Raw genomic sequence first — 13597 nt, forward strand, 5'->3', positions numbered from 1 at the left:
CTCAGCGGTGCGCCGACGTGATCGCCGGCGCCAGATGCGGAGCCGGCGACCCGATGGCCGTGGCCGCAGTATCGACCGCGTCGCGCACGGGTGCGGGAAGCGTGGCCGGCAAAGACGAGAGCTCGCGCTCGACGTTGGCTGGGCTCACCGGACTCTCCGGCGTGGGCGAGGTCGGTGCGACTGGGGGGGATTGCGTCGATGTCGTTGAGGTACCGGCGGCTGCCGCATCCAGCGCGGCATCGACCTCCTCTGCGTCGGCGTGTGCGTCGTCGCCCCACGCGAGCCAGTTGTGGCCGCCGCTCGAATAGCGGTAGCGCACCGGAAGCCCAACAGCGGTGGTCGCCGCCTGCAGCAGCAGGGTGGAGCCGAACGCCGCGGATTCGAGCGCGCCGCCGACGAGCACTCCGTCGGCCGAGGAGAGCAGGAATGCCGGGAGTTGTTCGGGATGCTCACGCCAGATGGTGGCCGCGGCGGCGTTCTGCGCGTCGATCTCGGCCGGCGAGAGAGTGCCGTTACCGGTCGACACAATGATCGTCTGGGGTGGGGCGGGCTCGGTGAGGAGTCGGCGCGCCACGCTGTTGTGTGCCCAGCTGTTGCCGGGGCTCAACGGGTTACCCCACATTCCCCACAGCCCGTTGGTGATGCCCGATCGGCTGATCTGGATGAGGGAGATCGCAAGCCACCCCAGCGGGTTGTCGGTCTCGTAGTAGCCGGAGTAGGCGCGCATCACCGAGAACGTCTCGGGGTGGTCGAGTCCGGTGATGATCGCCGGTGCCGCCGACATCGACACCCCGACGATCGCATTGTTGTGCTGTCCCACATCGAAATTCGAGTACAGGTATGCAGGGAGTTCCGAGCTGAGGAAGGTCTCCCACTGCGGCGCGGACGCGGCACCGGTCGGCGCGGTACGCCAGTTGGTCATCCACTCCCCCGACCCGCCCGTCGGCATCACCAGATTGTCTGCGGGACTGTAATTCTCGACCGCACCGGCGATCGGCAACGACCACGAGCTGTAGGCCGGGGTGGAGCCGAGCCCGTCGAGGAAGTACACCCCTCGTTCGGTCTGGCCGGGTTGCTGATCAGACGGACGTACCTGCACGGTGACCTCGCGGCCCAGCGACTCCGAGTGCCAGCTGCAGGTCTGCACATGATTCGCCTGATCCTCGGCGGTGCGCCAGACGCACCCGGGCCGCAGCCGATCGGGGTCGACCGCGTGCGCCGCTCCGGCGCCGACCACGGCCGCTGTGGACCCGAGACACACGGCAAGCACCGCGGCGGCCACTCGGCGCGACGTGGATCGCTTGGTCGTGGCGTGTCGCCTCATGCCGGAGCCCCTCACTTGTCGCATCAACTCCACCGTACGGGCCCCGAGGCAACGAGCGGTGACAATGCGACATCGGTCCCTCAAAAGGTGGACGGACGCACGGGTGATCTCACCCCGCCGACAACGGCACCGACCGCCCGATCACCTTCCCCGCCGAGTCGAGCGCCTCGATCTGGTAGTAGCCGGAAGCTTTCTGCGGCAGCGTGATCGGCGTCGACGCGCCGTTCCACGCCGCGGTCGTCAGCGGTGTCAGGTTGGCGGCGGTGCTGCCGTGCAGCACCCGCCACTGGGTAACACGGGTCGCGCCGTTCCAGGCGGCGCGGATCGTCATGCCGTCGTGGCCGATGACGGCCTCGGGCACGCCGGTCGGCTCACCGGTCCACGGTTGGTAGTAGGCGCGGTAGCTGCCCGTCGGGGCCAGGGTGACGTCATAGACCATCTGCCCGGTCGGGGTGAACTCGGCGATGTGATTGCCGGTCCCCCAGCTGCCGAACACGTCGCCGTTGGGCAGCATCTGCGCGTTGCCCATCGCGGTGGCCCGCACGTTGCCGGGATGGGTCTGGTTGCGGATGAGCGTGGTGGTGTGGGTGGCGGCGTCGAGGTGAATCCACTCGATACTCGACGCACCGTTGGTGGTCTGACCGTCGGAGTTGTTGTTGAACAACCGAAGTGTGGTGGCGTCGGGCATCTCGGCGTCGTGCTGGAACGAAAACTGCACGCCCTTGCCGAGGGCGAACGAGGAGTGTTTCCCGCCGATCTGCCAGTCAATGGCGCCGGTGGTGGGGTCGAGGTTGTAGACGGTCGAGGTGTGGCGCATCGAGACGACCACGTGACCGTCGGGCGCCAGTGAGATCGCGTTGACGTGGTACGGGTCGTAGATACCGCCGGAGTTGTCGACGGTGTCTTTGGGCGAGATGAACGAGTCGGTGATCGGAACATGCTGGGAGGCATGCCAATCGAAGAGCACCTTCCTGGTGGCGACGTCGATCTCCTGGACCACCGCGTCGTACATGGTGCCGTCCTTGGCGCCGCCTACCGCGGTCAGGTCGGCGGTGATCGGCTGATAGATGGTGATCCATGCGTGCTCGCCGTTGTCGGTGAGGCGGAACTCGTGGATGTTGGCGCCGGCCGGTCCGGCCGGGATGGTCGCGACGATCTGGTAGTGCTCGTCGGCGATGTAGTCCACCCCGCTCTGCCCCGACGCCAGGTTGCCCTGCCACCAGGTGAGCACCGGCTTGCCGTGGAACTGCTGCACCTGCAGGTCGGCCATCGACTGACCGGGCGGGGCGGTCCGTGACCACACGACGCGACCCTTCTTGTCGGCGATCACGACCCGGGAACTCGCGCGCCGCTCGTCGTGCGAGCGCTGCCCGACCACCGCGCTCGCCGGCGAGGTGCCCTCGTTGAAGAACACGTAGCCGCCGGTGGCGCCCGCGGCGTCGTTGACGTTGACGGTGTAGGTGGGGGCGGCCGCCGACGCTGCTGACGACGACGTCGATCCCGATGTTCCCGGCGAGCCGCAGGCGGCGATCACCGACCCCAGCACTGCGACCCCCGCGATGGACAGCAGACCCCGACACCGGTGTGACGCCATGGGGTCAGGGTAGGACGGCCCGCTGTCAGAGAGCTGGGAGTTTGCTGGCGGGTGGGAATCGTGATTCCACACCGGCCTCGACTGGAGTCGAAGCTGCTGGGCGCCCGGCAATTGCCGTGAGTCAGTAGTGGTACCGAGCCTGCAGAATGATCAAGTCATCGCCATCGACGAGGTAGACGAGCCGGTGTTCGTCGGAGATGCGCCGCGACCAGGCGCCCGGGACTCCATACTTGAGCGGTTCGGGTTTTCCGATGCCGGTGAATGCATCGCGCAGGCACGCGTCGAGCAGGGTGTTGATCCGCTTCAGTAGTCGCCGGTCAGCGGTTTGCCAGTGCACATAGTCTTCCCATGCCGATTGGTCCCAGACCAGACGCACTCAGCCGTCCCCGTCGGTCCGGTCGAGGTCATGCACCTCGGTCTGCCCCACGGAGACACGTGTGTAGGACTCCAACAGTCGGCGGGCGTTGGCCGGCGACCTGAACAGGTAAGCCGTCTCCTGCCACGCCGCGTACTCGTCGGCCGACATCAGCACCGCATTGCCCTTCCGAGACACGATTTCGATCGCACTCCGATCGTCGTTGACCTGCTCGATCAGCGGAAACAGCAACTTCCGCGCCTCACTCGCACTGATAGACATGACACGCCCCTCCTGATTGGGTGGTACAAGAATACGGTACCAGTATTGCTCCCAACGTGAAAAGCGCTGAGTCAAGCGGACTGGTCCGGCACCCCGAGGATCTCATTCGAGACACGAGCACCCTTGCGGGCGAGGAGTGCTCACCGGGTGGTGCACCAAGGGCGTATCTCATTGACGAAACAGATTGATGGCCAGAGTTATCCACAAGCTTCGTCGCGACCCGCCGATGGCCGGTGCGCGCGTTATAGGCTTCCGGCACGCATTGCTCGGCACCGGGGGACGACATGACTGTGGCAGCAGATCTCGACAGATTGCAGTCGCTCGGAGGTGAATTACACGGTCTGGCGGGTGAGGCGATGATGTTGCCGGCCACGTCCGGGCAAGACGCCGTCAGCACGGCCCGCCCGGGTCTGGTCAAGGCCGTCGACGAGGCGCTCGACATCGCTCACGCCGTCGTCTCCGGTGTGCTGATACCGGGAATCCGCGAGCGACTCAGCGAAACCGGTGACGTGATGATCAACGTAGCGCGGCAGTTCGAGGCTTCCGATGAGCAGAACGCGGAACAGATCGCGGCGCTCTACACCGTGGCGACCGGCGAGTGGGCTGTGACGGACCCGGCATGATCTGCTCGCTGACGAAATCCGAGGTCCTCGCCTACGACGCGTCGGCACTGCTCGATCTCGCCGCGGCCTGGACGGCGATGGGCACCGCGATCGAGGATCTGTTCACCCGCTACCGGTCCACGGTCGCGATGAACAACGGCACCCACTGGACCGGCGCTGCCGCCGGTGCCGCGGTCGCTCGCGCCGAATCCGATCTGCGGGCTTCACATACCGTAGCGCAGACGCTGACCGATCTGGCCGATCAAGCGACACAGGGGTATTGGAATATCGACGCCCCACTCCGGCGTGCGCGCGCCGCAATCGCGACCGCCGAGGCGTCCGGGTTCACCGTCGACGAGTACCTCACGGCGCACCCACGCGCCGCCGGTCCGATGACATTGACGATCCGGGATGCGATCGTTGCCCACACCCAGGCGATCACCGGCGCCGTCGCCGATGTGATCACCGCCGACACCGACGTCCGAAACAGTCTCGCGGGCATGCGATCCGGTCTGATCGCCGGATTCACCAGTGCCGACTCGATCGGCAGCCCCGAGGGCGGCGTCGACGGCCGAGCACTCGCGACCGATCCGTCGACGCTGTCACCGGAGGCGTTGCGCCGACTCGTCGAGGCCGGAAGGCTCGATCCGCAACAAGTCGCCGCACTCGAAGCCGGAGCGCCGGTGACCATTTCGGCGTCACACATGGAGTACATGAATACGCTGCTGCGGGGACTCGACGGGAAGTCGCCACAAGAGATCGAAGCCATCCTGGGCGCCCTCCCGCCCGAGGCCCAGAGCGGGTTGGCCAACATCATGCAGATCTCGTCGCATCACGATGTGACGGCTAGTGTCACCGGCGATCCGGAGGTTCCGACGACCGGCGGCCTGGCCGTCCTCCCCGCGCAGATACGCGCCGCGCTCACACGCAAGGATCTTCTCGTCGTTGGAACGAAGAACACTCCCGGACTCCCGGGTTCCAGTGTGGGCGGCAACTCCTACAGCCTAAATGGGGTCGCCGACAATCAGGCGATCAGCCGCATCGTCGGCATGGGCGAGCGGCAGTACGGGATGGGCACCGACCTCGACCACGCGCTGATGCACGCCACGAAGACCTATCTACACGGACAGGTTCTCGCCGAACAGGATCCGAACAATCCGTCCTACACCGTCGACGGCCATGGCCGCATGGGCGATGAGTCACTCACCACGGGAATGATCGGGGCGCTCTCGTCCGACACGATCGCCATCAATGCCGCTGTCGCCGACCCGCAGACGGGCATGCAGTTCGTCACCGACGTCCTGACCCACCAGTGGGATGACGACGGCCGCAATGCCGCGCTGATGTTCACCTTCGCCGACACCGACATGCGCGTCGAGAACGCCGGCGACCCGCTTGACGTGATCCGTGCGACCCGGGCCGGCGACATCATGGAGTCGGTGGCCCGCGCCACCGCCAGCGATGCTTCCTGGCAACTGATGTCGGCGATCCCGAGCACCGACGGACAATCCATCGGCGAGGTGAACCCGGAACTGGTGCGCGGCCTGGCGCTCAGCATGGGCGAATACCTGCCCGATCTTGTTGGCGCAGATGAGCATTCAGGGTTCCACGTCGCGAGCCTCGATCGAGACACGCTGCGTGGCGCGTCGAACATCATCGCCACACTGAACACCGACGAGCAGGCCGGGCAGACCATCAACAGCCGCGCCATGCTGACCCAGCTCGAGCTCGAACGCGACTTCGGTCAGAATCCTGACGCCAACGAAAAGCTCATCACCGCAGGACGTGTGGAAGGCATCATCGATCGAGGGATCAAGCTCGCCACCCTCGACGAATACGGCCGCGAGGCCGCAGCAGAGGCCTATCAACGCAAGTCCGAGTCCGTCGACCAGATGTTCACGCTGCTGTCCACCGCGGGTGGGTATGCGCCGTTCGGCGAGGACGCCACCGGTCTGGCCGACGCGACCGGGGCGACCGATGCGCTCAAGAAGCTGTTGATCGGTCCACCACCCGATACGTCAGTCCCACCCGATAACCACGGCAACCAACCTCATCTCAACGGCGACAGCAGCAACACAGCCATCTACAACGTTCTCAGTGGGACCGGCCCGCTGCCTCCACACGTGGCAGCCGCGGGCGGCGATTTCGTCGATCCCGAGACCGGTCGGATCAAGCCGTACACGGTGATCGACAACGGCGAGAACGATGCTACCGTCCTCTGTCGACTGGAGGAGATGCTGAAAGCGCTCGCCGGTGGGGACGCGATCGACTACTACCGGACCGGGTATCAAAAGGTGAATCCCTAGTAGCCCCGTGGTGCAAAATGAGTGGCAGCAGGTACGGGCGATCCAACTGACGCTCACGCACAGTTCACCCGGGAGAGACATCATGTCGATACGCCGAACGGCCACAGCCGCATTGCTCGCGCCGATCGTGGCTGCGGTCGCAGGCCTCTCCCCCGTGGTGATCACGGGAGCGCACCGCCGGCTCGGTGCGACGGCGGACGAAACCCAGGCGGCATTGCCCGGTGACGACCTGCTCCCGGCCGCCCAGGTGCAGAACGATCGCGCCTGCACCATCGCCGCGCCACCGTCGTCGGTGTGGCCGTGGATCGCCCAACTCGGGCAGAACAAGGCAGGCTTCTACTCGTTCGAGGGTCTGGAGAACCTCGTCGGCTGCCAGATCACCGGCGCCGCCCGAATCCATCCGGAATGGCAGGACGTCGCCGTCGGGGACCCATTCACGCTGCACCCCGACGTCGCGCTGCGCGTGGCCGAGGTAGAACCCGGACGCGCGCTCGTGGTGTCGTCCCAGGGCGCGGATGCTCCCGGAGACATGGATTTCGAGACCACGTGGGCGTTCTGCTTGAGTCCCGTCACCACGAACGAATCGTCGGCGACCCGGCTGCATCTGCGGGAGCGCTACGCCACCAGCAGCCGTGCCACCCGGGCCATGATCGACGTCACCAGCGTCATCAGCGCGGTGATGACATGGCGGATGATGACCAACCTGCGGGGGCTGGTCGGTCGAAACGTCGAGGCGTCGTGAATACCTGCACGAGATAGACATTCTTGTCGCGATTGCCGAATAGCAGAATTTCGCCGGTGCTGGTTATTCCCTCGTTCGGGGGAATACCTCCGCAGATCGTGCACGAGCGTGCGAGAATTGCTTTCACTCGTGCGACGAAAGCAGGCTGTCATGACGAACTCGCTGGTCCCGCCGCCGGGATGGTATCCCTACGGTGCCGCATCAACCACCGCACGCTGGGACGGAATGGGATGGACCGGCGAATCTGCACCCGATTCTTCGGTATCCTCACCACCTGCGTGGCATCGGCGTCCCTGGCGTTTTCTGACACATCAATGGTTCTGGTGGATCGTCGCCGGAATGGTGGTGGCCATCGGTTTCGGAATCGTCGGGAATTCGGGTTCCGGGCATTGGTGGGTGTGGCCCGCGGCGATCGGCGTCGTACTGGTAATGACGGGCATCGTCACGCTCGTCGCCCCACACCTGCGGTTCACCGAGCTGAATCGACTCCCGCTGACGATCGTCGTCGGCGTGGTGTCGGGGGCGGTAGCCCTTGGCGTCGCGACGGCCATCGAGGGGCTCCTCGAACCGCATCTGCACCTCCCCTTCGCGGTCGACCTGTGGTTGTCCGGGCCCATCGAGGAAACCTGCAAGATCGCGGTGCCGCTCATCCTGTTGATCTTCGCGCGCTCGGCATTCGGCGACCCTCGCCGCGGCGTGCTCATGGTGCTGATCAGCGGGTCGGTGTTCGGCATCGGCGAGGCCATCCAGTACATGGGTGGCGGCGACGGTACCAACTCGCATCTGCTGCAGGCGGTCACGCGTCCGCTCGCCGAGACCGGGCATCCGCTGTGGGCGAGTATCGCCGCCGCGGCCATCTGGCTCGGGGCGCACCGATCCGGGCGGGTGATCACCAAGGTCGGCTTCCTCGGATGGCTCACCGCGGCCCTCCTACATTCGGTGCACGACGGGATCGGGTCGTTCGGTCAGCACGGGTCGAAGAACACCGTCACCGACCAAGACTTCACGCTCACCGACGTGGTGCAGGAAGGCGTGATACTCAACGTCTTCTCCATCCTCGTCGCCGTCGTTTCCTACCTGATCCTGCGCCACGTGCTACGGGAGCTCGTCCCACCGACTGCCATCGCCACCAACGCACCCCGCTGGCGGCCCCGGCTCGTGCAGTGGGGCGTGCTGGAAGGGCGGGTAGCGCCGGTGGAGTCGGCGGCGGCGGGGTGAGCGTTCGCGGTCGCTGGGCTACTACTTACCGATCGCGGGGCGACAATATTCGATGGTCGAGGTGCGAGCCCACTAGGGCGAGCCTCGAGACCGCCTGCGCCGACGCTGGTTTCGTCAGTCCCGCGGTAGTTACGAAACCTATCGCCTCTCCGGGTCTCGAGGCGCTCGCCCTAGCGGGCTCGCGCACCTCGACCATCGGAGGAAAGACCGGTCGGCGATCCGGGGGAAGCCAGGCCAGCAATCGGGGGAAGGACCGGTCGGCGATCCGGGGGCGGCTGGGCCCCGCGGCAGAACGCCATTAATCGATGGTCGAGGTGCGAGCCCGCTAGGGCGAGCCTCGAGACCGCCTGCGCCGACGCTGGTTTCGTCAGTCCCGCGGTGGTTACGAAACCTATCGCCTCACCGGGTCTCGACGCGCTCGCCCTAGCGGGCTCGCGCACCTCGACCATCGGAGGGGGGAAGGCTCGGCCAGCGATCGGGGGAATGACCGCCCGGCGATCCGGGGGAAGTCTCGGCCAGCGATCGGAGGAAGGCGTGGCCGACTGCGGGGGAAGGCGAGGTCGGCGGATGGGTCGGCGATCGGTAGCAGGGCGAGCCGGCGATCGGGGATTAGACGCTGACCACCCGCTCCACCACGCCGTCGGCGGCCAGGCTCTCGCGACCGAGGACGGTGTTGGTGGCGGCGACCAGCCGCACGCGGTCGGCGCGGAACAGGTCGTTGCCGTACTCGAAGGGGCGCCCGCGCTGATCGCGGGTGACCCGGCTGACTGCGAGCAGCGGCCGGTTTCGGGGGATCTGCAACCACTGCGCCTCGCGCGGATTGGCCATCACCACCTCGATGGTCTCGCATGCGGTGGTCGGACGGAACCCATAGCGTTCCTCGAGTAGCGAGTACAGCGATCCGCCGAGGGGCTGGTCGAGCAGGTCGGGCACCTGCTGGGCGACGAGACATGCGGTGTCGACCGACAGCGGAACACCGTCGGCGAAGCGCAACCGCCGCACGACAAGGACCTCCTCGCGCTCGCCGATCTCCAGTGACCGCGCCTCGACCACAGTTGCCGGGCGGCGTTCGGTGGCCAGCACCTGTGATCTGCTCGTGTGTCCGCCGGTGAGTAACCGCTCGGGGAGGCTACTCAACTCTCCCGCGGCGCGTTCGACCACTCCGGCGCGCACGAAGATCCCTCCGCTGCGGCCTGGACGGCGTTCGACGATGCCCGCTTGTGCAAGCGTGAGTAGCGCACTGCGCAGCGTCGACCGCGATACCGAAAATGCCTCGGCCAGATCACGTTCGGACCCGAGCCGCGACCCGGGGCCGACCTCACCGCGACCGAGCATCGCCAGGATGCGCCGTCGGACGTCTTCGGCGACCGGGCCGCCTTTCGTTTCCTCCATCAGGGCGTAGCAGCGTCGAGTGGCAGCACCGCTTCCGGGGTTTCGGGCAGCACCTGTCCGCCGTCGACCCTGATTGCCTGACCGGTGATGTACGCGGCCTCGTCGGTCGCCAGAAACGCGGCGAGATAACCGATGTCGTCAGGACGGCCAAGGGTGCCCGCCGGAATACTGCGGGTCATCGACGCGATGTAGTCCTCCCCCATATCGACGAGTCCTTCGGTCAGGATGTTACCCGGCAGAACGGCATTGACGGTGATGCCGTGCGGGGCAAGTTCAACGGCGGCGGTACGCATGAAGCCGAGTTGCGCGGCCTTGGACGCGCCGTAATGCGACCATCCCGGAAAACCGGTGAGCGGACCGGTGATCGACGAGGTGAGAATGATCCGGCCGGCCGACGAGGCCCGTAAGCCGTCGAGACAGGACTGCACCGTGTAGACAGTGCCCTTGACGTTGACGTCGAGAACCTCGTCGAGTTGCTGCGGGGTCATCGTCGCCAGCGGCGCTTCCGGAAAGATCCCGGCGTTGGCGCACACCACGTCGATGCCACCGAACGCATCGATCACCGTGCGCGCCATCGCTGTACAGGACTCCGGATCGCACACATCGGCTACCGCGCCGATCACTCGTCCGGTGCCGAGCACGTCGAGTTCGGCGGCGCAGGCAGCGACCTGCTCGTCGTTGCGGGCGACGACGGCGACATTTGCGCCGGCACGGGCGAATACCGACGCAATCCCCTTCCCGATCCCTTTGCTGGCCCCGGTGACCACCACGGACTTACCCTCGAGCGCGAACATCGGCTACTCCTTTCGCTCGCCACCCAGGCGAGGGTCGTTCGAGAAAATGATCGTCATACCAGCTGGCACGGCTCGGCCAACCACATACGATCCCGGCAGTAGCGGTCGGCGATCTCAGCTGTGCCCGAGACGAAGTCGGCACCGGCGGCCAGAGCGGAGTCCGCCTCCGGGTGACTGCCGATCCACGCGGTGAGCATGACGCGCCGCAGCATCACGAAGGTCGGGATCATCGCGCGATGCTCGGCGTCGAGTGCCCGCACCGACCGGTAGCCGCACACCCACTCGCCGATCATCGTCTCGGCCTGCGGCGTGTGTTCGACGAAGGAGACCACCGCGCCGAGATCGGCGAGATACCAGGACCATCCGGAGTCGTCGAAATCGATGACGGTGATCGTTGCGTCTTGCACCATGAGGTTGGCGAGCCGGAGATCGGCGTGCACGAGTCCGAAGCGATCGCGGCCCATACCGTAGGTGTCGAGCCGGGCCGAGAGCGTGTCGACCGCGCGGCCGATCCGAACCTGTTGATCGCGGGTGAGACCCGGTGCGGCACGCCAGTCACCCCAGCGCGCTTGCGGGCCGAGCGTGGCGTCGAGATCCCACCGGAATCTGGTGAATCCGGGCGGCATCCGCCAGGTTTCGACGTGCTCGTGCAATTGGGCGGTGATCACCCCGAGATCCCGGAAGCCGACGTCGGCGGTCGGGTCCTCGCCGTTGACGCCCTCGACGAACTCGAAGGCACTGACGAAGCGCCGCTCGTCAGCGAGTCGAATCGGCGTCAACAGCGAACCATCGAGCGCAGCAACGACTCCCGGTGTGGAGATCGTCGTCGATTCGGCAAGCGCGGCCATCCACGCCAGCTCCGACTCGATGGCCTCACGCGAGTGATAGCCCGGTCGGTGCACGCGCATCACCAGCCGCCGGCCGTCCTGTTCGAGGAGAAAGGTGCCGTTCTCGCTGATGCTGAGCAGCTGCACATCCGCCCGATTGAACCCGTACCGCGGTGCCGCCGCCACCGCGAACGCACGGTAGTCGTCGGCGAGTTCGGTCCGCACGCTCATCTGAGCCGTCGCCTCCTGCATCGGCTCAGGATGAGCGAGCACGCGGTCTTCGACAACCGGAGAACAGACCAAATAGCGAGCACTTCACCGAATCGTTTCACGAACCCGACATCGGCAATCTGCACGTAATACATGTTGTCGCCGCGGTGATCTCACCACTTGACCAGCGCCGACTCCTGTGCCGATAATTCCTGATCGTGTCGATTGACCTCGTGCACGACACCTCCAATCGGTCCGGTCACCACAGTCGCTAACCAGACCAATTCGACTCCCAGCCCTCGCCCTGCCACCAGGCAGGCCAGTTGCGAAGGATCTTCCGATGAGCGACACCGTCGATTCCCCGCCCACCTCCACGACACCCGCCGACGCGAGCGCCGTCCAGCGACTCAAACCCAACGCCGTCGGGCTCGTCGGCGTGCTGTTCATGGCGGTCGCGACCGCCGCACCGATCACCGCGATGGTCGGCAACGTGCCGATCTCGGTCGGATTCGGCAACGGCGCCTACGCCCCGGCCGGATACATGGTCGCCACCATCGTGTTGACCCTGTTCGCGGTCGGCTATGCGGCCATGTCACGTCACATCACCGCCACCGGCGCGTTCTACGGCTACATCTCGCACGGGCTCGGACGGATCGTCGGACTGGGTGCGGGATTCCTGACGGCGTTGGCGTACATGGTGTTCGAGGCATCGTTGGTGGGCATCTTCTCGTTCTTCGGGGAGGATCTGCTCAACTCGTTCTTCGGTGTGCACATCCCGTGGATCATCCTGGCGTTGTCGATGCTCGCCGTGAACGCCATCCTCAGCTACTTCGACATCAACCTGGCCGCCAAGGTGCTTGGCGTCCTACTGATCACCGAGATCGCCATGCTGACGCTACTCGCGGTGTCGGTGCTCGCCACCGGCGGCGGACCACAAGGCTGGTCATGGGGATCGCTCGACCCGCTCAACGGCTTTCACAGCCTGAGCGGCACGGTCACCGGCGCCGGCGGATCACCGATCGCCGTGGCCGGATCGGCCGGCGTCGGACTCTTCTTCGCGTTCTGGTCGTGGGTGGGCTTCGAGTCGAGCGCGATGTATGGCGAGGAGTCCAAGGACCCGAAGAAGATCATCCCGATCGCGGTGCTCAGTTCGGTGATCGGCATCGGCGTGTTCTATGTGCTGGTGTCCTGGTTGGCCATCGTCGGCACCGGACCCGACAATGCCGTTGCCCTGGCTCAGGATTCGAACACGGCCGGCGAGATCTTCTTCCTACCGGTGCGTGAGCACCTCGGGGTGTGGGCCGTCGACATGTTCCACATCCTGCTGATGACCGGATCCTTCGCGTGCGGCTTGGCCTTTCACAACTGCGCGGCCCGCTACATCTACGCGATCGGCCGTGAGGACGTCATCCCCGGCATGCGCAAGACGCTGGGCGCGGCGCACTCGGTGCACGGCTCACCGCACATCGCCGGATTCATCCAGACCGGTGTCGCGACCGTGATCGTGGTGTTCTTCGCCGCCACCGGCCGCGACCCCTACACCGGGCTGTACGGTTTGATGGCGTTGCTCGGAACCACTGCCATCATGATCGTCCAGGCGCTCGCAGCATTCGCGGTCATCTCGTATTTCCATGTGCAGAAACAGCATCCGGAGACCGCCAACTGGTTCCGAACACTGGTGGCCCCACTGCTGGGCGGGCTGGGCATGCTGTACGTGATCTATCTGCTCGCCAAGAACGCGTCGTTCGCCGCCGGCACCGCGTCGACCGACTGGGTGTTCCATGCGATCCCGTACATCGTCGGCGTCGTGGGTATCGGCGGGATAGCGCTGGCGGCGATCCTACGGGTCCGCTCTCCGCGCCGATACTCCCAACTCGGGCGGGTCGTCCTGCAAGAAGCCCACGAACGCTGAACACCACCCAACCACTCCACCATCCGAAAGGCACGGCGA

General features: G+C 66.0%; 12 protein-coding genes. 5 read left to right on the forward strand and 7 right to left on the reverse strand.

Annotated features, from left to right (window positions below; genetic code table 11):
- Window position 1 precedes the first annotated feature (1 nt).
- The 4 genes from QNM97_RS18075 to QNM97_RS18090 all read right to left on the reverse strand — a co-directional run bounded on the left by QNM97_RS18075 (window position 2) and on the right by QNM97_RS18090 (window position 3555).
- Window positions 2–1324 carry an alpha/beta hydrolase gene (locus QNM97_RS18075; RefSeq protein ID WP_283819680.1) on the reverse strand — a complete coding sequence of 441 codons (1323 nt, stop codon included), beginning with the start codon at window positions 1322–1324 and terminating at the stop codon, window positions 2–4.
- Between the two features lie 109 nt (window positions 1325–1433).
- Complete coding sequence (locus tag QNM97_RS18080) at window positions 1434–2918, reverse strand: arylsulfotransferase family protein (RefSeq protein ID WP_283819681.1); 1485 nt, start codon at window positions 2916–2918, stop codon at window positions 1434–1436.
- A 121-nt stretch (window positions 2919–3039) separates the two neighbouring features.
- Window positions 3040–3294 (reverse strand): Txe/YoeB family addiction module toxin, encoded by a 255-nt coding sequence (locus QNM97_RS18085; RefSeq protein ID WP_020172205.1) that lies wholly within the window; start codon window positions 3292–3294, stop codon window positions 3040–3042.
- Window positions 3295–3555 carry a type II toxin-antitoxin system Phd/YefM family antitoxin gene (locus QNM97_RS18090; RefSeq protein WP_283819682.1) on the reverse strand — a complete coding sequence of 87 codons (261 nt, stop codon included), beginning with the start codon at window positions 3553–3555 and terminating at the stop codon, window positions 3295–3297.
- 284 nt (window positions 3556–3839) lie between these two features.
- On the opposite strand from QNM97_RS18090, the gene QNM97_RS18095 reads away from it, so the two are divergent.
- The 4 genes from QNM97_RS18095 to QNM97_RS18110 all read left to right on the forward strand — a co-directional run bounded on the left by QNM97_RS18095 (window position 3840) and on the right by QNM97_RS18110 (window position 8423).
- A complete protein-coding gene (locus QNM97_RS18095) occupies window positions 3840–4178 on the forward strand; it encodes a hypothetical protein (RefSeq protein WP_283819683.1) in 339 nt (112 codons plus the stop codon).
- The gene (locus QNM97_RS18100) at window positions 4175–6463 is read left to right on the forward strand and encodes a TPR repeat domain-containing protein (protein WP_283819684.1); all 2289 of its coding nucleotides are present in this window, start codon (window positions 4175–4177) and stop codon (window positions 6461–6463) included. Before QNM97_RS18095 ends, QNM97_RS18100 begins: the two co-directional genes overlap by 4 nt.
- Before the next feature lie 82 nt (window positions 6464–6545).
- Window positions 6546–7205, forward strand: coding sequence for a hypothetical protein (locus QNM97_RS18105; protein WP_283819685.1), 660 nt, complete (start codon window positions 6546–6548; stop codon window positions 7203–7205).
- Between the two features lie 150 nt (window positions 7206–7355).
- Window positions 7356–8423, forward strand: coding sequence for a PrsW family glutamic-type intramembrane protease (locus QNM97_RS18110; protein WP_283819686.1), 1068 nt, complete (start codon window positions 7356–7358; stop codon window positions 8421–8423).
- A gap of 609 nt (window positions 8424–9032) precedes the next feature.
- On the opposite strand, the gene QNM97_RS18115 is transcribed toward QNM97_RS18110, so the two are convergent.
- Genes QNM97_RS18115 through QNM97_RS18125 form a run of 3 tightly spaced genes read right to left on the reverse strand, consistent with a single transcriptional unit; the run spans window position 9033 to window position 11688 of the window.
- Window positions 9033–9815 (reverse strand): GntR family transcriptional regulator, encoded by a 783-nt coding sequence (locus tag QNM97_RS18115; protein WP_283819687.1) that lies wholly within the window; start codon window positions 9813–9815, stop codon window positions 9033–9035.
- The gene (fabG, locus tag QNM97_RS18120) at window positions 9815–10609 is read right to left on the reverse strand and encodes a 3-oxoacyl-ACP reductase FabG (RefSeq protein ID WP_283819688.1); all 795 of its coding nucleotides are present in this window, start codon (window positions 10607–10609) and stop codon (window positions 9815–9817) included. Before fabG ends, QNM97_RS18115 begins: the two co-directional genes overlap by 1 nt.
- 53 nt (window positions 10610–10662) lie before the next feature.
- Complete coding sequence (locus QNM97_RS18125) at window positions 10663–11688, reverse strand: phosphotransferase enzyme family protein (protein WP_283819689.1); 1026 nt, start codon at window positions 11686–11688, stop codon at window positions 10663–10665.
- Window positions 11689–11986: 298 nt separating this feature from the next.
- Between QNM97_RS18125 and QNM97_RS18130 the strand changes: the two genes are divergently transcribed.
- Entirely contained in the window at window positions 11987–13558 is a 1572-nt protein-coding gene (locus QNM97_RS18130) for an APC family permease (RefSeq protein ID WP_283819690.1), read from the forward strand.
- Window positions 13559–13597 lie beyond the last annotated feature (39 nt).

This window comes from Gordonia sp. L191 (genome assembly GCF_030077625.1).
In the GTDB taxonomy this organism is placed as follows: domain Bacteria; phylum Actinomycetota; class Actinomycetes; order Mycobacteriales; family Mycobacteriaceae; genus Gordonia; species Gordonia polyisoprenivorans_A.